Genomic DNA, 21,713 nt, shown 5'->3' on the forward strand with positions numbered 1-21,713 from the left:
TCGTTCAATTGGTCGATGAGTATAGCAAGCCCTGGCGTTGCAACCCATAAATAACGGCACATATATTATACTGTTGCGTGTCTTCCCCACGATGACGAGAAGCCGCCATGCGACAGACCGAACTGCATCTTAGCGTTGAGGATCGTGAGGTGCTCGAACTATATCGTGCGAGCGGGTTGCACCGTGCCCGCGAAGTCAACCGGGCACACATCCTGTGCGCCCTTGATCGCGGGATCCCCGAAACCCAGATCATGGCGGTTTTGGGTGTCGGACGATCCGTGATCTGGCGCACACGCCGCGCGTATCTGGCAGGGGGGACTGATTTTGCGCTGCGCGATGTTGCACGCCCCGGCAAACCGCGGCGATATGCGACCGATGTCGAGGCGAAAATTGCCGCTCTCGCCTGCTCGCAACCGCCAGCAGGCGCCAAACGCTGGACACTTGAATTGCTGGAACAGGCGGCGCGCGAGCAGCCGGACATAGGCCCGATCAGCCGCGAGACAATTCGCCGCTTGCTGAAAAAAACTGCCTCAAAGCCTGGCGCAAGGTGATGTGGTGCATTGGTGTGCTGACCGAAGAATGCCGCCAGCGCAGGTACGGGCTGTTCGATCTTGATGCCCGTCCGTTCCGGATGACGACGACGCGCGCACCGGCCGGCCCACTGCCCGGCGCGGGCGCGTCGCCTTCCCGAAGCTTATTTCACCTCGACGGTCACTTTCGGAATGCGGCCGTTGAAGCGTGATTTCTGCTCCGAGCCGATTGCCTCGACGACCGGCGTGCCGAGATCGATGCCCACATCGGCGGTCTCGTCCGCGGAGAAGAGGCCGGCCTGTGTATGCGCGAGTCGGCCCTCGGCAACCTTCTCGCCGTTCACATACAGCACGCCCAGGCCGCCCTTGCCGGGGCCGCCTCCGTCATAGCTGAAATCGTAGCGCAGCGTCGCCTTGCCGGGCGCAAGCGGCTTCGCAGCGGCGATCGAAACGTGCTCCAGACCGAGGAAGTTGTAGTCGTACGCCGGCACGCCGTTCTTGACGTACAGCGACCAGCCACCAAAACGCCCGCCCTGCGCGAGGATGGTGCCGTTCCCGCCGCCTGCCGGTACCTCGATCTCCGCCGTGATCGTCTTGGACCTGTTCTTCACGTTGATGAAGACCGCCTCCATCATGCCGGTCATGCCTTCGGCCAGGGTCAGCGAGGTGCGCCCCGCCATCAGGTCCGGGCGGCCGACCAGCTTGGCATCGAGCCGCTCGAACACGCGGTCGTCGATGGGTAGCACGTGGTACTTTTCGGCTTCCGTCATGAAGACGGCCTGCAACTCGGCCAGCTTCTTCGGGTCCCTGGCGGCGAGGTCGTTGGTCAGGCTGAAGTCGGCGCGCACGTCGTACAGTTCCCAGGCATCCTTGTCCAGCGGATTGCGCCCCTTGGCTTCCCATGGCGCGCGATGGATGGTGCGCGCAAACCAGCCGTGGTCATAGATGGCGCGGTTGCCGGCTATCTCGAAGTACTGGGTAGTGTGGCGCTCACTGGCCTTGGCGTCATCGAAGGTATAGGCGAGACTCGTGCCTTCCATCGGGATCTGCGGCGTGCCATTCACCGTCTTCGGCTCGGGCAGGCCGATCACCTGAAGGATGGTCGGCGCGACATCGATGACATGCCCGAACTGGCTGCGGATCCCGCTCTTCGCCTTGATGCCCTGCGGCCAGCTCACCACCATTCCGTTGCGCGTGCCGCCGAAGTCCGAGGGCACCTGCTTCATCCAGCCGAACGGGGCATCGAAGCCCACCGCCCAGCCGGCCGCCATGTGGGGGTAGGTCTCGGGGCTGCCCCACTTGTCGATGAGCTTCAACATGTCCTCAACTTTTTCGGGTACCCCGTTGAAGTAGGTGTACTCGTTGAACATGCCGTTCTGGCCGCCCTCGCCGCTGGTGCCGTTGTCGCCGGCGATGTAGAAGACGAGGGTGTTGTCGGCCTGGCCGACATCCTCGAAGGCCTGCAGCATGCGGCCGATCTCGTGGTCGGTATGATCGGCGAAGGCGGCGAAAACCTCGGCCTGGTGCGCAAACAGCCGCTTCTCGTCGGCGGAAAGCGTGTCCCAGTCCTTGATCGCCGCGGGCTTTGGCGCCAGCCTGGTCCCCGGCGGCACGATGCCCATCTCGATCTGCCGCGCCAGGCTTTCCTCGCGCAGCTTGTCCCAGCCCTGGTCGAACTTGCCCTTCCACTTGGCGATCCACTCCTTCGGGACGTGGTGCGGCGCGTGCGTGGCGCCGGGGGCGAAGTAGACGAAGGATGGCTTGTCGGGTGTCAAGGCCTTCTGGTACTTGATCCAGGCCACCGCCTGGTTGGCCATGTCGGTCGTGAAATGGTAGTTCGGATCACTCGGCAGTTCGACCTGATGGGTACCATCGAAAATGTACGGAGCCCACTGGTTGGTCTCGCCGCCGATGAAGCCGTAGAACTTGTCGAAACCCTGCCGCGTCGGCCAGCGATCGAAGGGGCCGGAGATGCTGGCCTCCCAGGATGCCGTTTCATGCCACTTGCCGAAGGCCGCCGTGCTGTAACCGTTGAGGCGCAGCATCTCGGCCAGCGGGGCGGTCGCGTTCGGGATCTGCCCGGTTTCGCCGGGCATCGACGTCGCCATTTCGGTGATGAAACCCATGTTCACCGTGTGATGGTTGCGCCCCGACTTGAGTGCGGCTCTGGTCGGCGAGCACAGCGCAGTCGTGTGGAAGTTGTTGTAGCGCAGGCCGTTCTGGGCCAGGCCGTCGAGTGTCGGCATGGGAACCGGGCCGCCGAAGGTGCTCGGCACACCGAAGCCCAGGTCGTCTATCAGCACGATGACGACGTTGGGCGCGCCCTTGGGCGCCTTCACCTCGAAGCGCGGCGGAGGCGTCACTTGCCGCGCGTCGAGCTCCTTGTACAGCGGCCGCTTCGGCTCCTGGATGGGCAGTACCGTCCGGTCGGGTTCTGCCTCGGGTGCCGCATGCGCCGGGGCGGGCAAACCGCCCGCTGCAAGAAGCAATGCGCCGACAAGCGCAGCAAGACGTATTCCAGGCTTGCGCTTCGCCGTGTCGCTCGCCGCAGCCCACTCTCCACCGTAACTGTTGTTGTTGTTCATGGAGTTCTCCTTTCCTGGTTCAAAACGGCTTCACATTGAATAACTTTCCATCCACCCTTGCGGACAGTCAGGATCAACTCGGTCAAGGCGTGCCAGCGCCCTGTTCGCCAGGTCGAGAATTTGCGCCTTGGTCGCCCCTCTGACGTTGAGCGCGATGAGCAAGCCACCTTCGGCAACGACCTGGATCAATGAGGTGTCGGGATGATAGTGGCCAAATCGGCCGATGTCGATCCGCTCTCCTTCTGCTTCCGGATCAACCATATCGCTGGCGATCATGCCTCGCCGCAATTTTTCGGAAATCGACTGCCACCTGGGTGCAGGGGCCTGCGCACGCTGTTCTTCGCGCGACGGGGTGATGCCGGTATCCAACGAAGCGCCGCCAAACCCCGCACGGTGCATTGCGGCTACCCGATACTCAGGATTTCCCGGCTTTCGCGCGTTTTGCCGTTGTCCCCGCTTTCGCGGTGGTGCGCACCGGCCTGGCCCGCGACCTGGTGCCGGTGCGTCGTCCGGCCGCATTTCCAGCCAGTTGCAGATACTCGCGCAACGCCTCGTCCAGGCCCTCCGCGATCGCCCATGCATCGGGTACCAGTTCCGGGTCGCAGGTGATGCCGAAATCGATCTTGTCCACGTAGCTGACGCAGGTGAAGTTGAGGCCCACGCCGTTGACGAGCAGCGAGATCGGATACATCGCCTCGATCCGCGCGCCGGCGAGATACATCGGCCTGGTGCTGCCCTTCACGTTGGAGACCAGGAAGTTGCAGTTCATGCCGGAACGCACCATTTCCGGTGTCAGCGCACGGGTGATCAACCCCACCGCGATCGGCGGCAATGAGTTGATCAGTTCGAACACCGAGGATTTCCCGCTGCGCGCCGTGCGTTTCGCCGCATCGGTCTCGTCGTTGATTGCGCGCAATCGCGCGACCGGATCGGCGCATTGGGCAGGCAGGCCGATATTGGCCGTGGTCAGCGCGTTGCTCGCCGCCGAATCGCTCTCCTTGCGCAGCGACACCGCCATGTTCACCCGAACCGGCTGCTCCGGCAGCGCGTCGTGCTGCAGCAGGTAGTTGCGCATCGTTGTCGTGATGAGCGCCAGCACCACATCGTTGATCGACACCTCGAAATGATTCTTTACCCGCTTTACGCCGCCAAGCGCCAGCGAGCGGCAAACAAACCCACGCTGCGTGCCGACCGCCCCGTTGCAGGGTAGCGGCAGCGCTTTTTGCCGGGGCCTCCCTGGCGAGTCCGAACCGGAGCGCCGCGAGCTCTCCGGACGCAGCATCGACCACACATGCCGTCCGCTGCGCAGCGGAAGCTGCGCCAGATTGCCCACCGTGCGCGCATAGAGCTCGAGTTCACCCGGCGCACCGCCGGTCCGTGCCTGCGACAACTCGAGCGGCACCGCGCGCGGCGGCGGGTCCGGCGCGAAATCACACAGCGCCTCGCCGATCTTCTGCGCGCCCTGCCCGTCCATCATGCAATGGTGCAGCTTCTGCAGCAGGCCGAAACGCCCGTCCTGCAATCCCTCGATGAACCAGATCTCCCACAGTGGCCGCGAGCGATCGAGGCGATGGCTGTACAGGAAGGCCGCGAGTTCGGTGAGGGCCTTCATATCGCCGGGTGCGGGCACCGCGATCCGGTGAATGTGTCGCTCGAAGCTGAATTTCTCGTCCTCGACCCAATACGGCAGGTCCAGCCCAAAAGGAGCTTCCTCGAGCTTCCAGCGAAACTGGGGGATCTGCCCCAGACGCGCGCCGATGAACGACTTGAGCTTCTCGAAACAGAAATCGGGGGATTCGTCCGCATTCAGGATCACCAGACCTGCGGTGTGCTGGTACGAGTTGTCGCTCTCGGTGCTGACAAAGAGGTTTGCGGACTCGGCTAGTTGCAACATCATGGATACCTGTCATCTGATGGAGCCATCGGAGCGCATTCTCGCAGCCCGCTGCATCGTACCGGCTTGACCTCGATCAGCAAAACGAAGTGCCGGCCATGTCTGCCATTGAACTCCGGTGCCCGACATCAGTAAATTGGAGCAATGTATCCAGCATCGATACGCCCGAACCGTGGCAAAGGGTCCCGCCATGAATCCTGATCCGGATCGTTCCGACAGTTCGGCCGCAGCCATCCTGGAGCTGCCGCCGCTGACCACGACCAGACTGCCCGGGGGATCGGTGTCTTACCGGGAAACCAGTGGTCCGCCGGGTGCGCCGGCCGTCGTGCTGCTGCACGGCTTCCTGGCGACGTCGGGGCTCAACTGGATGCACGCTTACGCACCGCTTGGACAGCATTTCCGGGTCATTGCGCCCGATCTGTGCGGTCATGGTGGCGATGCCTTCGAGCGGCGGAACTTCACGCTCGAACACTGCGCGGACGATGTCGCCGCGCTGATTGCGATACTGGGGTTGAAGCAGGTGATCGTCGTCGGCTACTCGATGGGCGGCATGGTGGCCCAGCTCGTGGCGCGGCGCCATGGCGCCCTGATCGGGGGCATGGTTCTCTCGGGCGTGGACTGGGGCTCGCGAGAGTATGGCCGGGTCTCGAAACTGCTCTCCCCCGTGTTCATGGAGGCGACCCTGCGCCTGATACATCTGCAGGTCTGCCTGTTGCGCGTGCCGGTGTCGCTGTTGCGTCGCTTGAACCCGGGAGTGCGGAGCGAGCGCGGTGCGCTCCGCGTGGCCGCCGGTGAAATGAGCGGTCACCACCCCAGGGCGATCGGCGGTGCGACGCGCGCGATCACGCTGTTTCGCAGCATCGAGTGGCTCGGCGAGATCACGGTGCCGACGACCGTGCTGGTCACGCTGCGCGACCGGCTGTTTCCACAGGCGGAGCAGCGTCGGATGGCCCGGGCCGTCGCGGCGCAGGTGCACGAATTCAACGGTGGCCACGTCTCGGCGCGCTTGCCGGAGTATTCGGCCGCCCTCGTTGCGGCCTGCCTGAACGTGAGTTCGCGAATGGAAGGCGGCAACAAGGTAGCCGGCAGAAGTAAGCGGTCTTCAGCGCGCAGCCCGGGCATCCATGTTGCGGCTTAGCGGCCAGGATGCGTATTTCCTCTACCAGGAAACGCAGACCACGCCGATGCACACGCTGAAGATCCTGGTGGGCAGGCCAACGGGGGAACGGGTTCCGACATTCAGCGAAATCAAGCAGGCGATCAGCGCCAGCCTTGACAATATGCCGGGCTTCAGACGCCGCATCGTCGGGGTTCCGTTCGGTTTGCATCATCCGGTGGCCATCGAGGATCCGGAATTCGACATCGATCTCCATGTGCACCGTCTCGCCGCGCCGGCACCCGGCGGCGCCAGCGAGCTCGACGAGGTGATCGCGCAGATTTCCTCGTATCCACTCGATCGCTCGCGGCCCCTGTGGGATCTGTGGATGATCGAGGGGCTGGCAAACGGCCGTGTCGCCTACGTCGCAAAAGTACATCATGCCATTGCCGACGGACAGGCCTCGGTCAACCAGCTTGAACGGATCCTGGGTTCCGCGCGGCGCGAGCTGCCGGATGCTCCGGTAAAGCAGTGGCAGCCCGAGTCGGTTCCCTCGATGGGTCGGCTCATCGCCGATGCGCTGCGCGATCAGTTGGGCGATATAAGGCGCCTGCCCGGGCTGATCGGCAAGACACTGCAAAGCCTGCACCGGGTCTACCTGCGCATTCGCACCGGACCGCTCGATATTACGCTCCCATCCGACGCTCCCGTCACGCCCTTCAACCGATCCCTGTGTGGGCAGCGCGATTTCGCGAGCGTGCACTTTGCCCTGGCCGACTTCAAGGCCATCAAGGCGGGCCTGGGCGGAACCGTCAACGATGCGGTGCTTGCAGTGGTGGCAGGGGCGCTGCGCGACTACCTGCTTGCCCGGCAGCAGCTGCCCGCAAAACCGCTCGTGGCATCGATACCGGCAGCCGGGATCGAGGATGATGGCGCCCGGCGGACGTTCGGCAACAGGGCTTCGGGGATCATGGTTTACCTGCGCACCGATCTCGCAGATCCATTGCAGCGCTATGCGGCTACGCGTGAGGCCATGAGCGCAAGCAAGGAACTGCTCGAACTGCTGGGACGCAACACCTTTCACAGTTGGGCGAGCTATGTTCCGCCGCTGCTCTACACGCTGGCGCAACGTCTCAAGGTGCATTTCCGTATCGCGGAACGCGGCGCGCGCACCATGAACCTGATCGTGTCGAACGTACCGGGACCGCGTTACGGCGAGCCGATGATGGATTTCGAGGTCGAGGAACTCTACTCCGGAGGCCCCCTGCTCGAGGGGGTCGCGCTCAATATCACCGTCTGGAGCTTTCGGGATCAACTGAGTTTTGGGCTCGTGGCCTGCCGCAAGGCGGTGCCTGACCTGCACGACCTGGCGCAGGGGCTTGTCATGCAGCACAACGTGCTGCTGCAGTTGGCCGAGCGGCACGGCGCATGAGCACGACCCACACGTGGACGGTGATCGACAAACGCCGCAACCGCAAGCTGGCGGTGGCGATCACCGGCAAGCGCGGCTTGCCCTTCGTCTGGGGGCACGCGCTGCAGTGCAGCATGCAGGCAGATGAAGCCAGCACCATATTTGACTGGCCGGGGCTCGCAACCACCGTGCAGCTGATTCGCTACGACGCGCGAGCGCACGGCGAGTCCTGCGCCGAGCACGATCCGCAGGCTTGCCGCTGGGAGTCGCTGGCCCGCGACATGTGGCGGGTGGCCGAGGACTGTGGCGCGAACACCGCCGTGCTCGGAGGTGCCTCGATGGGATGCGCCACGGCGCTGCATGCCGCGATGCTGCATCCCGAGCGGGTACTGGGTCTGGTGCTGGTCATTCCGCCGACCGCATGGGAACTGCGGCCACGCCAGGCCCGGGCATACCGGATCATGGCGCGAGTGGTGCGTTTTACCGGCAGGCTGCCGTTCCGCCTGGCCGCGAGCATGCTCGGCAAGGCCACGCCCGGCACCCCGCTGCGGGCAATGGCGCGCGCGGTGGTGCGCGAACTCGCAACGCGGGATCCGCGCAATGTCGAGGCCGCGTTCAACGGAGCCGCTTTGTCTGACCTGCCATCACCCGACGGGTTGGTACGGCTCGACATGCCGACACTGATCCTCGCGTGGCAGAACGATACCGCCCACCCGATCGGGGTGGCGCAAAGGCTGGCCAGCCTGCTGCCCGATGCCACGCTGGTCGTTGCCGAGAATGATGCGGCAATCCGGCGCTGGCCCGAAGAGGTGGCACGCTTTCTCGATTCGATCCGCCGGCAGCGCTCAAAGGCGCGGGCTCGGGTTCGCCGTCGTCAAGTGGCTGGTAATATGCACGCAAGTCCCATCGCTTCGCTGTCCCGGCCTTGATTGAAGTCAAAGCCGGGGGCGCGGATAAAATATATCGTCGGTTCTTTATTCGGCTTGGGCTCCCGCTGTTCCGCTCCTGCTCCGGATGCTACAGTGCCGCGCAACCGGCCAACCACGTGGCCTTGCCGCATGGCCGAGCTTACCGACCGGGCCAGCGGCGTCGGATCCGGCCCGACGACAGCGCAAGCCTCAATACCCGAACCCATCAACCTTCAGGACATCCACCTGTATGACGCATCCCCTCGACGAAAAACTCGAACCGATTTTCCAGGAAGTGATCCGGCGCAATCCCGGCGAAGTGGAATTCCATCAAGCGGTCCGCGAGGTGCTGGAATCGCTCGGCCCGGTGCTGGTGAAGTATCCTGAATTCGGCGAGCACAAGATCATCGAGCGCATCTGCGAACCGGAGCGCCAGATCATTTTCCGCGTGCCGTGGCAGGACGACCGCGGCGAGGTGCAGATCAACCGCGGCTTCCGGGTCGAGGTCAACAGCGCATTGGGGCCCTACAAGGGCGGATTGCGCTTCCATCCCTCGGTTTACCTGGGAATCATCAAGTTCCTCGGCTTCGAACAACTCTTCAAGAATGCGCTGACCGGCATGCCGATCGGCGGTGGCAAGGGCGGCTCGGATTTCGATCCCAAGGGTAAATCAGACTCGGAGATCATGCGCTTTTGTCAGAGCTTCATGACCGAGCTGTACCGGCATCTGGGCGAATACACCGACGTGCCAGCCGGAGACATCGGTGTCGGCACGCGCGAGATCGGTTATCTGTTTGGCCAGTACAAGCGCATCACCAACCGCTACGAGTCAGGCGTGCTGACGGGCAAGGGCCTGGACTGGGGTGGCTCCCAGGCGCGCAAGGAAGCCACGGGCTATGGCGCAGTCCTGTTCATGGACGAAATGCTCAAGGTACGACAAGACACGCTGGCGGGTAAAACCTGCGTCGTGTCCGGCGCCGGCAACGTGGCGATCTATGCGATCGAAAAGCTGCAGGAGCTGGGTGGCAAGGTGGTTGCGTGCTCCGATTCGGGTGGTTATATCCACGACAGCAAAGGCCTCGACCTGGAGTTGATCAAGCAGCTCAAGGAAGTCGAGCGGCGGCGGATCGAAGAGTACGTTTGTCATCACAAGCACGCGCGCTACGTTGCCAAGGGCAACCTGTGGGAGATCCCCTGTGAAGTGGCACTGCCGTGCGCCACGCAGAACGAGCTGAATGGCAAGGATGCGACCAGGCTGGTCAAGAATGGCTGTATTGCCGTTGCCGAAGGAGCAAACATGCCAGTCACACCGGAAGGTGTGCGCAACTTCATCAAGGCAGGTATTGCCTATGGCCCAGGCAAAGCCGCCAATGCCGGCGGCGTGGCGACCTCGGCGCTGGAAATGCAGCAAAATGCCAGCCGTGACGTGTGGGATTTTGAATATACCGAGAAGAAACTGGCCGTGATCATGAAGGGGATTCACCAGCAATGCTATGACACGGCGGAAGAATTCGGTACCCCGGGCAACTACGTCAATGGCGCCAATATCGCCGGCTTTATCAAGGTCGCCACGGCCATGGTAGCCCTTGGGCTGATTTGAACCCGGCGCCAGCACCAGTGCAGGAGCGCCGGGCGCAGCCAGTTGCCAATCCGGCGCGATGCATCGCCGATATCAGGCATCCGGGCAGGGTAGACCGAACCACCGCGGTTCAGGCCGGCGCGCTTTCGATATCCGCCGCCAGCCGATCCACCAGGGCGAGCAGTGCGGGATGTTCACCGAGCATGGCACGGGCCTGTTGCGCCCAGGGTCGCAGGTAGCGTTCCCGCAGACCGTGGACGAGCGCCGCTTCCTGCCGCTCGATGGCCAACCCGAAGACCTCGCAGGCAGGACCCAGGTGATCCGGCGGCAAACGCTTGTCGCCGCTCTCCAGGTCAAGATAGTCGGCAGCCCGCATCAGGTCCTCGCGTGCGGAACTGCCTTCGCGTCGTAGCAGGGCGTGGAACAGCAGGGATATCGGCGGCTGCGGTGAGCCGGCATGAAAGCTGTTCCAGTAATCCAGCCGCACATCGGCGAACACCCCGGGCAAGGCCAGCAGCTCCCACGCCTCCTGGTGCTCGGCATCATCGGCCAGCGGGCTCCACAGGCAGGCCCATGCCAGCATGCGTAGCGCCAACGGGTCGAGCCGATCCTCGCTCATGACGTTGCCGGACTCAATCGAGGGCCAGCCAGCCGGCGCTGATGGACTTCAGCCCGGCGCGCTCCTGGGCGGTGCCGCGCCACACGGCCACCGCGAGCTGGCGATTCCCCGCGAGGGCCGGCCATGCGGGAATTTCGAACACCACCCGCCAACGGCCATCCAGCCAGTTGCCGCTTGCCGTCGTGCCGGCGGATGGCGCTTCACGTCGCACCGTGCCCAGCCCTTCGGCATGGATTCTCCAGGGTTCGTTCCGGTCCGGGCGCCACAGCAGACCTTCCACGGGCTGCTCCGGCGTTCCCATGGAGATCCACGGCGCGTCGGCAACCAGCGGCGCCAATACCGCGCAGGCATCGACGAAGCGGTCGGTCTCGTTGGCGCAGGTGTTCACCGGCTCGGGGCAGTCCCAGGCGAGGGTGATCCGCCACCCCGTTGCGAGCGGCTCCACGGTGACTTCGGCGCTCGGCGTCAGCGCCGCGCTGCGATCGGCAAAGGCGGCAGGTATATACCCTCCGGGTTGGATGCCGGTAGGTGCGGGGATCAGGCTCACAGTCTTGTTCATGCTTGGTCTTCCCGTTCCTGCTATGCCAGCACTTCCCGGAGTCCGGGAGCAAGCTTGAAGTTGTCGTGCCAGTTGTAGGCAATCAGCAGGTCCATCAATTCACTGGTTTCCCCGCGCTTCGTTTTTGCCCGCTCGGCGAGCAGCACGTCCAGCGCCGGCTGTACCGCCGGACCGAACAGGGATTCCAGGTAAGCCAGCGGTATCCGTGGCTCCGTGGTTTCCCGGCCCTGCTCGTCGAGCTTCGGCGGACTCATCGGCGGCACGTAGAAGACGTTCGGGCCCAGCCCGTATTCCGGATGCAGCGGAATCGCGACCTGCCACTTTTCCACCAGCTTCCAGATCGGACCCTCCTGGTCGTCGCGATAGCCGACGAAGCGCAGTCGTCCGGGACACTGACGGGCACAGGCGGGCGCCACGCCCTCCTCGACCCGTGGCAGGCAGAAGATGCACTTGGAGGACACCTGCCGCACATGGTCGTAATAGATCTTCTTGTAGGGGCAGGCCTCCACGCAGAAGCGATAACCATGGCACTTGTCCTGATCGACCAGGACGATGCCGTCCTCCTGGCGTTTGTGGATTGCCGATCGAGGGCATGCATCCAGGCAAGCAGGATGGGTACAGTGATTGCACAGCCGCGGCAGGTAGAAATAATGGTTGTCCGCCGGGTAGACCCCCTCGCCCTGGTCCTCGTCGAAGTTGGGACCCCACTTCACTTCTTCCGTGGGCCGGAGCCACTCCTTGGTCTCACGGCCGGTGGAAGCCAGGACGTCCTTGTGATTGAATTTCCAGGCGCGGCCATAACCCGTATCAAGACCGGGCAACTGGCCCCGCTTGGTCTCGCCGGCCAGATTGCGCCCCGCCGTGTCGGGATCGTGGACCCGGGCCGGATAACCCTTGCCGGGCATGGTCTCCACGTTGTTCCAGTAGGCGTAGTCGGTGCCCTCGTCGGTGTTCCACATTTTCTTGCAGGCGACACTACAGGTGTGACAGCCAAGGCATTTGTTCAGGTCCAGCACCATCGCAACCTGACGTTCGGACTTCGGGATAGCGTATTTCATCGTTGCTCTCTCAGGCCTTGACCACTGGCTTGGCGCCGGTGGACTGACCGGTCCAGGGGCGAATGCCCAGGCGGGTATCCTGCACCGCGCTGCCGGGTTGGTAGCGGTTCATCATGTGCTCGATCTGACCATAGCCTCCGGCCAGGTGCAGCGCGTTGACCAGACCCGGGATCAGCCACTTGTAGGACTCGTGATTGGGGAACTGGTGCGGCTCCCAGGCATGGTGGTAATAGGCCACGCCGGGGCGCACGGTGGTGGAATACTTGATGCGCATGCGCACCGAGCCGTAGTCGTTGTAGAGTTCCGCGTAGCTGTAATCCTCCAGTCCCAGCTTGCGCGCCTCTTCCGGGTTCAACCAGACCTGGGGCTCGCCCCGCTGCAGGCGCAGCATCATCGGCGTGTCGCGCCAGGTGGAGTGGATCGACCAGCGTGCATGGCAGCTGACGAACTGGAACGGGTAGTCACCCCCTGCCCGGGGGCTGTCCTTGTGGGTCGCGAACTGTTCGCGCATCTCGATGAACCACGGGTGGTCGATGAACGAGGTGATGCGACCGGAGTAGGTGGGCCAAGGTTCCTTGTACTCGGTGAATCGCGTGAGCGTGTTCAGCACGCCTGCGCCTTTCCAATCCGGATTGTGCAGCGCGCTCGCCTGGATGCTGCTGCCGGTGCCGGTGAATTTCGCGATCCCGGTCCGCTTCAGGTCCGCCACGGTCACCCCCTCGGTGGCCTCGCTGCGCAGGATTTCCGCGCACAGCACCTCGGCATCCTTCTGCCCCAGCGCGCCGTGGTTGCTGTAGCGCTGGTGCAGGGTTTTCCAGTCGATGCTGCCACGCCCGCAGCCATCGAATACGGGCAGATCCATGGTCTTCGCCTGGCGCTCGATCTCGCGCGACAACAGCCAGTAGATCTCGTATTCGTCCTTCGATTCGCCCAACGGTGGCACCGCGGCATCACAGTAATGAACATAGGGCACGTGGGCCACGGTGTACTTGATGCCCGTTTTTTCGTACCAGCCGGCGGCGGGCAGGATATAGTCCGACTGGGTGCCGGTGTACGAGAACTTGGGGTTGATGTCGACGATCAGTTCCATATCGTCCCAGATCAGGGCCTTCAGGTACTGCGGCAGATTGTTGCGCCGCAGCAGGTTGGCGCCACCACTGAAGAACACCCTGGGTGGCACCTTGCGCGGCAGCCCCGGCGCCCAGCCCTTTTCGCTGGCCTCGTCGTGGTAGGCAGCCAGCGGACGCGAAAACAGATCCTTCTCTTCCCGGTTCAGTGCGTCGCGGTATCCGTCCGCCTTGAAGTTCACCTCCACCACGTCCGTCATGCACAGCTTGTTCTTCAGGTAATGGCTCTCGCCCGCCCGCTCCACCTCGTTCTGCGTCTTGCGCTCCCTGGCGATATCGAGCACGGCATTGAACAACTCCCCGGGTGGCATCGCGCCCAACAGCACCGCCATGCGCCCGCGCAACCCCTTGCGCTCCATCTGCATGGCGTTGCCGAAGCCGCCGAGATCCACCCAGCCCGTGGCCTGGTAACCGGCGCCCTTGCGCCCCAGCGCGCCTTTCAGCGCCAGGCAGAGAATCTTGGCGCGGTTCATCAGATCGGAATGCAGATAGCGGTTGGAACCCCAGGACGACAGCACCATCGGCCGCTTGGCCCTGGCGAAGCCTTCGGCGAAGCGCCGGATCTGCGCCACGTGCAGGCCCGTGACCTCGGCGGTGTATTCGAATGTCCAGGGTTCCAGGTGCTCCCGGAGCATCGAACCCACGGGCACCACGACCACCTCCTGGCCATCCTTCAGTTGAATCGTCCACTGGCCGTCGATCGGGGGCTCGAAGTCCAGGCTCAGCTTGCGGGTCTCGTTGCCGGTGCAGCCCGGGGCGAGCACCGGTGCGTTGTTTCCCGGGTGCCACAGGTAGAGCTGGCTTTCACGCCCCCCCTCCACCAGGTCCTCCTCACGCAACAGCCGTCCGGTGTCGAGACGGGCCAGCAGCGGCAGATCGGTCTGCTCACGCACGTAGGGCAGGTCGATGGCCTGCACCTCGATCAGGTGGCGTGCCACGGCCAGCCCCAGCGCCGCATCGGTTCCGACGGCGAGCGGCAGCCACTGGTCGGCATGGATCGCGGTCGCGGAATACACCGGGTCGATGACCACCAGCTCCGTGCCCTTGTAGCGCGCCTCATACAGGAAATGAGCGTCGGGAATCTGGGTCACGGAGGGATTCATCATCCAGACCACGAGGTAGTCCGAGAGAAACCATTCGTCAGACGAGCCCCCCACATGCGCAAAACCCATGCTCATGGTGGCGCCGATGTTCAGGTCGCCGATCTCGGCCCAGTTGTCGGCAAACAGGCCCCCCGCCATGAACTGGAACTTGAAGCGCCCTGCCGTGGTCGGTCCGAAATCGAAGTTGGGACCAAGATCCTGGTAGAGCGTATCGGTCCCCCAGCGGCTGGCGGCGCCGATGCACTTCTCCGCGATCTCCTGCATCGCCTGGTCCCAGCCGATCGGTTCCCACTGGCCGGAGCCCCGCGGACCGACTCGTTTCAGCGGCACCGAGGTGCGGCTGGGGCCGTACATCACTTCCGTGTAGCAGGCCCCCTTCTGGCAGCCCCGGGGATTGAAATCCGGCACTCCGGCCTCGGACTGCTCGTAGGTGGCGCTCTGCTCCTCCCGCACCACCACGCCGTTCTTGACGTAGAGATCCCAGGCGCACGCCGAACGGCAGTTGGCCCAGCCGTGCGTGCCCTTGGCGATCTTGTCCCAGGTCCAGCGCTGACGGTAGAGATCCTCCCAGGTACCGAGCCGGGGTCGGGTCCGCGGCCCGGGCAAGGCATCCGCGGGCGTCTTGAATCGGTAGTGGAACAGGGGAATCCCGGCGACGCCGGCGACCGTCGCGGTAGCGGCGAGCGCGAGAAATCTTCGCCGACCCAGTGAAACACCACTCATGTATTGGCTCTCCGCATCCATCGACGGGCAAACTGCCCGGCCCGAAGTGAACACGACCGCGGAACGCAGGGTTTTGATCCAGAACAAATTATGGCAAGCGTGACGGACAAGTAATGGTGCACAGGCGAAGCTGATCCGCGGCGTGGAGCTGGCGCTGGGCGCACTCCCCGTCGCGATCGGGCTGGGGCTCCTGCTACCGTGGCTCGCGGTACCTGCGGCTGCCGCGCGCAGAGACCCACGATTTCCGCAAGCGCGCCCTGCCCTTGCAGACGCACTCAGACCGGCGTATCAAGCCGCCGGCTCCAATCCTCGACTGCTCCTGTGGCCAGGCGCCGTGCGGCCAATGCGCGCCAGCCCGGCGCGAGTGCCGCGAGTTCACTCAGCGCGGCGAGCGAGTCCTGTTCCAGGCAGTCGCGGTAGAGCACCCGCTGCACGGCGGCGATGGTCCACTCGGGATGCGGCCGCGCGATCAGCTCGAAGCTGTCGTGTGCAGCGATTTCCCCTTCCTCGATCACCCGGTAATACCAGCCGGCACAACCCGTGTCCTGGACCCGGCGCGCCATGTCGGGTAGTGCGAAACGCACATTCAGTTTCCAGCAGGGCTGGCGCCCCTGCGCTACCTGGATGGTGGCACTCCCGAGACGAAATACATCGCCCACGCAAACGTCCTGCTCGCACATCCCCAGGGTCACGAGATTTTCACCAAAGCCGCCGCTCACGAAGCGCGCGGCGCGCTCGGACAGCGTCGCCTGCCACACGGCGTAGTGCTCGCGGGGGTAGTGATGCAGCGCCTTGTCGGGTCCGCCGTGGTGCTTGCGGTCGGCCTGTTCATCGCCAACGAGACCGAGTGTCGCGACTCTGACACGCCCCGGTACAGGCTGTTTGTGGATGGCGCTCGGCTCGCCGTGCGGTCCAAACGCAACGGCGCGGCCTGCCCGCACTTCGAGCAGGCGGGCGGCAACGCCACGCGACTGGCCTGCATTCGTCGCGCCCGGGACTATCTCACGCACAGCGCATGATCCAGGTCGGCGATCAGATCCGCGCTATCCTCCAGCCCGACCGACAGTCGCAGCATTGCGTCGGAGATCCCGCGGCGGGCACGTTCATCGGGGCTGAGACCATGGTGCGTGGTGGTGCAGGGCTGGGTCACCAGGCTTTCGACACCCCCGAGACTGGGGGCGAGCGAAAAGATCTTCAGCCGATCGGCCACGCGCGTGGCATCCGCCCCGCTGCCGTTCACCTCGATCGTGAGCATGCCGCCGAAACCGTGCATCTGCCGTTGCGCCAACGCGTGCCCCGGGAAGTCCGCCAGCCCCGGATAATAGACACGGCGCACCGCGGGATGCCCGCTCATGGCCTCGGCGATCAACTGGGCCGAGGCATTTTGCTGGCGCACCCGCACCACCAGCGTCCGCAGGCTGCGCGCAAGCTGCGACGCAGTGCCCGGCGCAATCATCGAGCCGAGATTCTTGCGCCAGTCGCGCACCGGCAGCAGCAGTTCCCGTGAGCCCATCATCGTTCCGGCGGTCAGATCGCTGTGACCACCGAGATACTTGGTCGCGCTGTGGATGACCACATCGGCACCGAGTTCGAGAGGGCGCTGGTTCACCGGCGAGGCAAAGGTGTTGTCCACCGCCACCAGCGCCCCGTGAGCATGAGCTCGCTGCGCGATGGCGCGGATATCCAGCACCTCCAGCGTCGGGTTGGTGGGCGTCTCGAAAAACACCAGGCGAGCGCCTTCGCCCAGCAGCGCATCGAGACGCTCGAGCTCGCTGCCGAGCAGCAGGTGGGTGCGGATTCCGAGCAGCGGCAACTGCGTCCCCAGCAGTTCCAGTGTGCCACCGTAGGCATCGCCGATACACACGATGCCGTCGCGTCCGTGGCTCAGGAACAACGCCGATTCAGCCGCCATGCCGGAACTGAACGACAGCGCCGCCTCCGCTCCTTCGAGACCGGACAAAACTTCCTCCAGCGCCAGAATCGAGGGATTCATGCCATAGCGGGTGTACAGGTTGCCCGGCTTGCGCCCCTCGACCACATCGAGCAGATCCGCGGTCGAATCGAACCTGAAGGTGGTCGTGTCGTACACCGGGACGTGGGGGCTGCCGTGCGCATCGCGAAAGCCGTGGCCGTGGATGCTGCGCGTCGCCAGGCCCTGTTTGCTGTTTTTGCTCACTGCGGTTTCTCCTTGGTCTGTGTGGGTAGTGGGCGCACCATCAGCGGGCAGCCCCGGACGGCACCATGGCCACCAGCCCCCCGACCGGCTTGATGCCGGCGCGCAGGAACCAGGGCAGTTTCGGATCCACGCCGTAATGGCTGATCGAGGTGGCGGCGGCCGACAGCGTGAGGTACAAACGCCCGCCCACGTCCGGCACCACGAAAGCGCCCGATGAATCGCGTGCCTCGAACCAGCCCAGCACGCTGCCGTCCTCGGGCGCGAGGTGCACCACCACGATCTTGCGTGGCTGCGGGTAGTCGCCCTCACCGACCGGCAGGCGATAGTTGAGATCGAGAAACGCCAGCAGGCCATTGGCGGTGGCGGTGATGATGCAATCGACGGTCGCGGTTCGATCCAGGAAGGGGCGCCAGGCGAGGTGTGCGCGGGCGATATCGTCATACTGGCGGCTCCACTTCAGCGCGCCGCTCATGCCGTCGATCGCGACGATGGTGCCTTGCATTCCATTGAACGAATAGATCGTGCCGTCGCCACCCACGGTTGGCGAAGCCTGTCCCATGGTGTCCGCGGTTTCCCAGGCGCGTTCGCCGCTTGCGGCATCGATCGCGACCATCAGACCGTCATCGTCGATCGCATAGACCAGCGAGCCGTCGGGTGACAGCGCCGGGCTGGTTCCCGAACCCGCACCCATCGGCGCGGAGAACGCCAGCCGCAGACCTTCTGGCGTGGTATCGATCCCGTAGAGCACGCCGGCGCTCTGGCTGGCGCCGCCCGCGGTGATGAAAATCCGGCCGCTTTCCGGGCTCACGGCAGGCGTGTTCGCAACCTCGACTTCGCGCCCGTAGACCAGGTCCCACAGCGGGCGGATGAATTCGGGCGCGAGCAGCCCCCCGCCCCACAATCCGGGCGGCGGCTCGCGCGAGGGCGGGCCGCTGACGCCCGGCAGGTCCAGCACATCGAAAGCCAGCGAGCCGTCCGCGCGATCGAAGAATGCCACCTTGCCGTCGGTGCTGATGCCGCCCACGGCGCCCTCGTGGCTGAACACCGGGGTGACGAAGAAGCCGGAGACGCCGTGCGCCGCGAGATCGGCGACCCAGCGCATCCGGCCCTGCGCCGTGAAGGACCACAACTGGTTCGAATCGGAGGCATACACGTTGCCGTCGGGGTCCACGATCGGCGCGCTCACTACCGCTGCATGATCGAAATCCGCCGGCGAGTGCATCGGCGGCGTCTCCCACAGCAGTTTTCCGTCACGCGAGAACGCATGCAGATGACTGGTGCCGATGCCGCGACCGCTCGGCACATACAGGTTTCCCTCCGGGCCGATGACCGGGCCCACCAGCAGTGCCGCGCCTTCGAGCGCGCTCCACGCGGGAACGACCTGGGTGCTGACCGCGAGCGGCACATAATCCGAGTTGCGCGAGTCGCGATGCACGCTGGCCCAGGGGCTTTGCGCGTAATGCGTGCCGGTAGCTGGTTGCACCGGTAGTGTCTGCGCCACGGCAGGCAGGTCCACACCTGTGGGTTCGGGAGGTTTGGCGCATGAACACAGCAGCGCCGCAACCGCAACAATGAAGAGCAGCCGTGAACCACCCTGCGGATTTCCGGTCATCGATCCACGTCTCCGAGCGCAGCTGAAGCCAACCATGGATTTTTCGTGATTCATTTTCGCTCCCGTGTCGCAATCAGAACAGATGGCTCGCATACCGCCGCGGTGCCCGAGAAATCGCCCACATCGGCACGGTAGCTACCGTGGCGATATTCGATCTGCCGAACCAGTGCCGGCCATCGCTGCAAGCGGCAACTGCCCCGGCCATCCATGCAGGATCGGCTCGCACTCTGCTCAGCCCCTTGAAGTGAGGTCGGCAGAGGTTCCCGGCGCCTCCCGAATCCATTTGAGTCCATTGGCCGTGCTCCACATGGTCGCACTCATCATGCGGCACACAGCCGCGCCAGCAGTTCGGCGTCGAGCGGTACATAGCTGCCGCGCGCATGGTCCAGACCGTAGAGCGGGTCAGCGACACGCGACGGATCGCAACCTTCCTCGCGCAGGCGCACCTTTTGCAGCTTGAAATTGGCCGTGACCTCGGCCTGCGGCAGCACCCGCACGAACAGCGGCTGCGCGTACTCCGGCAGCCGCTCGGTGACGCACCTGTAGAACGCCTGCGGATCGAAGGCGTGCCCCGGCTTCAGTTCCAGCGCGGCCATACAGGCACGACCCTCGCGGCCGGGAACCTTGACCCCGTAGATGTTGGTGGTTTCCGCGTCGGCGTAAACAGAGAGTTCCTGCGCTACCTCGGTCGTGGACACATTCTCGCCCTTCCAGCGGAAGGTGTCGCCGATACGATCCACGAAGTAGAAATATCCATCGTCGTCGAAGCGGAACAGGTCACCGGAACGCCACCATGCGTCTCCTGGCTCGAACACGTCCCGGAGCACCTTGGACTCGGTGTCCGCGGGATTTGTGTACCCCTGGAACGGCGCGACGATCTCGCCATTGCCGCGCTGGATCTGACCATGGAGTTCGCCAACATCTCCGGGCCGGCAGAGGATGAAGCGCCCAGCCTCGTCACGCAGCAGTTCATCGCTGCCCTGATCATAGCGGAGCATGCGGATGTGGCTGCGTTCCGGGAACGGAATACGTCCGCAACTGCCCGGCTTCTGGTCGAAATTGGTCATGTTGGCATTGGACTCGGTCGCGCCCCAGCCCTCGTAGATCAGAATCTGCTCGCCGAAACGCTGCTTGAAGCGCCGCCACACGTCGATGCCGATACCGGAACCCATGATCATGCGCAGGCCGTGTCCCCTCTCCTCGGGCACCGGCCCCGTGTTGACCAGGTAGCGGATCACTTCGCCGACGTACTGGAACACCGTCACGCGCCAGGCCTGCACATCCTGCCAGAAGCGCGATACGCTGAAGCGACGCCGGATCAGCACAGTGCTGCCCGCCTGCAGCGCGGTACTGTAGAGCGACATCAACGCCGCGCCGTGGAACAGCGGCAATGCGCAATAGAACACGTCGTTCTCGTCGAGCGGCATCACGCTCATCCAGCCGGCGCCCACCGAAAGGAAGCGGCCGTGGCTGACCAGCGCCGCCTTGGGCAGCCCCGTGGTGCCCGAGGTGAAGATGTAGAAACATGAGCTGCGATTGTCAATGCCCGCGCGCAGCGTGGCGAAATCATCCTGCAACACGCCCGAGGTATCGATCGTCTCGAGCTCGAGTGCCTGCGGGTGGCGCCGCGCCTGGGCTATCGCGGCATCGGCAATACGCACGATGGTGAAGCCCTGCGCAGGAAGACCCTCGGCGCCACAAAGCTGCTCCATGCATTCATCACCGACGAACAGCAGTTTTGCCTGCGCGGCGTGCAACGCGTGACTCAACGCAGTGCCCAGTGCGCTGGTGTTGATCAGCCCGGCGGTCACGCCGATGCGCGCGAGCCCGAGCCAGGCGTAGAAGAACTCCGGACGGTTCTCGATCATCACCGCGCCAACGTCACCGGGACGCAGTCCACTGGCCAGTGCCACCCGTGCGTAATGCGCCGAGCGCTGCTCGAGTTGTGCCCAGGTGGTGCGCTCGCCCTCGTAGACCAGCGCCGTGTGCCCGGCGAGGCACCGTGCCTGCTGCTCGAAGCAATCCGGCACCAGGAAATCCGTGCGCATCATCATCGCACCCGCGGCGGCGCGGTGGGCATCGATGATCTGCTGGGTTTTTTCACGAGTGTAATTCACGCCTGTTCTCCGTGTTTCATTCAATTGAATCCGTGCCCTGCTCACTCACTGCCGGCATTCAACCGGAATCCTTGTGCAGCGCTTGTCAGCTAGCCAACGGTGCGAGCGAGACAATGGTCACCGATGCAACGCTGGTCGGCAAGGGACCAGCAATATCCGAAGGGTATCGACGACGTACCGATCCTCGACGAGGGGCGCGCGATGCTGGTGCAGGCCGGCAACTTCCTGGTCGCACCCGAAGAGATCGCCGACGTTGTGGCGGGCGACGCTGGCCAATCTGTTTTGCCTGCGTTGGCGGATGTTCGGCTTGCGCCCGCAGGACAGGAACACTACTTGCCGGTTTCTGGCGCATCTGCTCAGAACAGATAACTCACGTAGAGGCGCAATGCGCGCGCCTCCATCACATGGTAGTGGAGGTCGGCAACCGGAGCCTGCCCGCCGGTACGCAACAGGGGTCGCAACGGAAGTTCAGCCTGTCCGACCACGCCCTGGGAAGCAGAAACCGCTTCGCCGATCAGGTTGAGTTCACGGCCAACGACGATGATTACCGACACAAGGCGCGGCGGAAAGGTACCGGGAACGACTGCGGAAAAGATCGGGAATCCTGTTGCCCGGC

18 protein-coding genes are annotated in these 21,713 nt (G+C 64.3%); 6 read left to right on the plus strand and 12 right to left on the minus strand.

Annotated features, from left to right (window positions below; translation table 11 throughout):
* The first annotated feature begins 107 nt into the window (after nt 1-107).
* On the plus strand, nt 108-551 hold the full coding sequence (locus IPF49_19060) for a helix-turn-helix domain-containing protein (GenBank protein ID MBK6289685.1): 444 nt from the start codon (nt 108-110) through the stop codon (nt 549-551).
* Between the two features lie 143 nt (nt 552-694).
* Here IPF49_19060 and IPF49_19065 read toward each other — a convergent pair whose 3' ends face one another.
* The 3 genes from IPF49_19065 to IPF49_19075 are packed head-to-tail and all read right to left on the minus strand — an operon-like array spanning nt 695 to nt 5,012.
* On the minus strand, nt 695-3,115 hold the full coding sequence (locus IPF49_19065; protein MBK6289686.1) for an arylsulfatase: 2,421 nt from the start codon (nt 3,113-3,115) through the stop codon (nt 695-697).
* 30 nt (nt 3,116-3,145) lie between these two features.
* Nucleotides 3,146-3,484, minus strand: a complete 339-nt coding sequence (locus IPF49_19070; protein MBK6289687.1) for a hypothetical protein — start codon at nt 3,482-3,484, stop codon at nt 3,146-3,148.
* Between the two features lie 46 nt (nt 3,485-3,530).
* Nucleotides 3,531-5,012, minus strand: coding sequence for a wax ester/triacylglycerol synthase family O-acyltransferase (locus IPF49_19075; GenBank protein MBK6289688.1), 1,482 nt, complete (start codon nt 5,010-5,012; stop codon nt 3,531-3,533).
* A gap of 187 nt (nt 5,013-5,199) precedes the next feature.
* On the opposite strand from IPF49_19075, the gene IPF49_19080 reads away from it, so the two are divergent.
* The 4 genes from IPF49_19080 (at nt 5,200) to gdhA (ending at nt 10,024) form a co-directional block, all read left to right on the plus strand.
* Entirely contained in the window at nt 5,200-6,147 is a 948-nt protein-coding gene (locus IPF49_19080; GenBank protein MBK6289689.1) for an alpha/beta hydrolase, read from the plus strand.
* Entirely contained in the window at nt 6,134-7,537 is a 1,404-nt protein-coding gene (locus IPF49_19085; GenBank protein MBK6289690.1) for a wax ester/triacylglycerol synthase family O-acyltransferase, read from the plus strand. Before IPF49_19080 ends, IPF49_19085 begins: the two co-directional genes overlap by 14 nt.
* Nucleotides 7,534-8,445: an alpha/beta fold hydrolase gene (locus IPF49_19090; protein ID MBK6289691.1), complete on the plus strand. Its 912-nt coding sequence runs from the start codon at nt 7,534-7,536 to the stop codon at nt 8,443-8,445. The genes IPF49_19085 and IPF49_19090 overlap by 4 nt, the downstream gene beginning before the upstream one ends.
* Nucleotides 8,446-8,674: 229 nt before the next feature.
* Nucleotides 8,675-10,024 (plus strand): NADP-specific glutamate dehydrogenase, encoded by a 1,350-nt coding sequence (gdhA, locus tag IPF49_19095; GenBank protein MBK6289692.1) that lies wholly within the window; start codon nt 8,675-8,677, stop codon nt 10,022-10,024.
* Nucleotides 10,025-10,133: 109 nt separating this feature from the next.
* Here gdhA and IPF49_19100 read toward each other — a convergent pair whose 3' ends face one another.
* From IPF49_19100 to IPF49_19135, 8 genes are all read right to left on the minus strand, one after another.
* Nucleotides 10,134-10,622: a hypothetical protein gene (locus IPF49_19100; protein MBK6289693.1), complete on the minus strand. Its 489-nt coding sequence runs from the start codon at nt 10,620-10,622 to the stop codon at nt 10,134-10,136.
* Nucleotides 10,623-10,635: 13 nt separating this feature from the next.
* A complete protein-coding gene (locus IPF49_19105; protein MBK6289694.1) occupies nt 10,636-11,181 on the minus strand; it encodes a hypothetical protein in 546 nt (181 codons plus the stop codon).
* 20 nt (nt 11,182-11,201) lie between these two features.
* A complete protein-coding gene (locus IPF49_19110; GenBank protein ID MBK6289695.1) occupies nt 11,202-12,200 on the minus strand; it encodes a 4Fe-4S dicluster domain-containing protein in 999 nt (332 codons plus the stop codon).
* 49 nt (nt 12,201-12,249) lie between these two features.
* Complete coding sequence (locus IPF49_19115) at nt 12,250-15,192, minus strand: molybdopterin-dependent oxidoreductase (protein ID MBK6289696.1); 2,943 nt, start codon at nt 15,190-15,192, stop codon at nt 12,250-12,252.
* A 275-nt stretch (nt 15,193-15,467) separates the two neighbouring features.
* Complete coding sequence (locus tag IPF49_19120) at nt 15,468-16,142, minus strand: MOSC domain-containing protein (protein MBK6289697.1); 675 nt, start codon at nt 16,140-16,142, stop codon at nt 15,468-15,470.
* Nucleotides 16,143-16,189: 47 nt separating this feature from the next.
* The gene (locus IPF49_19125; GenBank protein MBK6289698.1) at nt 16,190-17,368 is read right to left on the minus strand and encodes an aminotransferase class I/II-fold pyridoxal phosphate-dependent enzyme; all 1,179 of its coding nucleotides are present in this window, start codon (nt 17,366-17,368) and stop codon (nt 16,190-16,192) included.
* Between the two features lie 40 nt (nt 17,369-17,408).
* Nucleotides 17,409-18,980, minus strand: coding sequence for a PQQ-binding-like beta-propeller repeat protein (locus IPF49_19130; protein ID MBK6289699.1), 1,572 nt, complete (start codon nt 18,978-18,980; stop codon nt 17,409-17,411).
* Between the two features lie 320 nt (nt 18,981-19,300).
* Nucleotides 19,301-21,097 (minus strand): long-chain-acyl-CoA synthetase, encoded by a 1,797-nt coding sequence (locus tag IPF49_19135; protein MBK6289700.1) that lies wholly within the window; start codon nt 21,095-21,097, stop codon nt 19,301-19,303.
* Between the two features lie 123 nt (nt 21,098-21,220).
* On the opposite strand from IPF49_19135, the gene IPF49_19140 reads away from it, so the two are divergent.
* A complete protein-coding gene (locus IPF49_19140) occupies nt 21,221-21,466 on the plus strand; it encodes a hypothetical protein (protein ID MBK6289701.1) in 246 nt (81 codons plus the stop codon).
* On the opposite strand, the gene IPF49_19145 is transcribed toward IPF49_19140, so the two are convergent.
* Nucleotides 21,454-21,651, minus strand: coding sequence for a hypothetical protein (locus IPF49_19145; GenBank protein MBK6289702.1), 198 nt, complete (start codon nt 21,649-21,651; stop codon nt 21,454-21,456). The two genes, IPF49_19140 and IPF49_19145, sit on opposite strands and share 13 nt — an antisense overlap.
* Nucleotides 21,652-21,713: the final 62 nt, after the last annotated feature.

This window comes from Gammaproteobacteria bacterium (genome assembly GCA_016705365.1).
Classification (GTDB): Bacteria; Pseudomonadota; Gammaproteobacteria; order Pseudomonadales; family UBA5518; genus UBA5518.

Excerpts from the sequence above, each read along its gene's own strand:
- IPF49_19065 (MBK6289686.1), bottom strand. The coding sequence starts at position 3,115 with ATGAACAACAACAACAGTTACGGTGGAGAGTGGGCTGCGGCGAGCGAC.
- IPF49_19060 (MBK6289685.1), top strand. The coding sequence starts at position 108 with ATGCGACAGACCGAACTGCATCTTAGCGTTGAGGATCGTGAGGTGCTC.
- IPF49_19115 (MBK6289696.1), bottom strand. The coding sequence starts at position 15,192 with ATGAGTGGTGTTTCACTGGGTCGGCGAAGATTTCTCGCGCTCGCCGCT.
- IPF49_19090 (MBK6289691.1), top strand. The coding sequence starts at position 7,534 with ATGAGCACGACCCACACGTGGACGGTGATCGACAAACGCCGCAACCGC.
- IPF49_19085 (MBK6289690.1), top strand. The coding sequence starts at position 6,134 with ATGTTGCGGCTTAGCGGCCAGGATGCGTATTTCCTCTACCAGGAAACG.
- IPF49_19110 (MBK6289695.1), bottom strand. The coding sequence starts at position 12,200 with ATGGTGCTGGACCTGAACAAATGCCTTGGCTGTCACACCTGTAGTGTC.
- IPF49_19080 (MBK6289689.1), top strand. The coding sequence starts at position 5,200 with ATGAATCCTGATCCGGATCGTTCCGACAGTTCGGCCGCAGCCATCCTG.
- IPF49_19105 (MBK6289694.1), bottom strand. The coding sequence starts at position 11,181 with ATGAACAAGACTGTGAGCCTGATCCCCGCACCTACCGGCATCCAACCC.
- IPF49_19130 (MBK6289699.1), bottom strand. The coding sequence starts at position 18,980 with ATGACCGGAAATCCGCAGGGTGGTTCACGGCTGCTCTTCATTGTTGCG.
- gdhA (MBK6289692.1), top strand. The coding sequence starts at position 8,675 with ATGACGCATCCCCTCGACGAAAAACTCGAACCGATTTTCCAGGAAGTG.
- IPF49_19075 (MBK6289688.1), bottom strand. The coding sequence starts at position 5,012 with ATGATGTTGCAACTAGCCGAGTCCGCAAACCTCTTTGTCAGCACCGAG.
- IPF49_19140 (MBK6289701.1), top strand. The coding sequence starts at position 21,221 with ATGCAACGCTGGTCGGCAAGGGACCAGCAATATCCGAAGGGTATCGAC.
- IPF49_19100 (MBK6289693.1), bottom strand. The coding sequence starts at position 10,622 with ATGAGCGAGGATCGGCTCGACCCGTTGGCGCTACGCATGCTGGCATGG.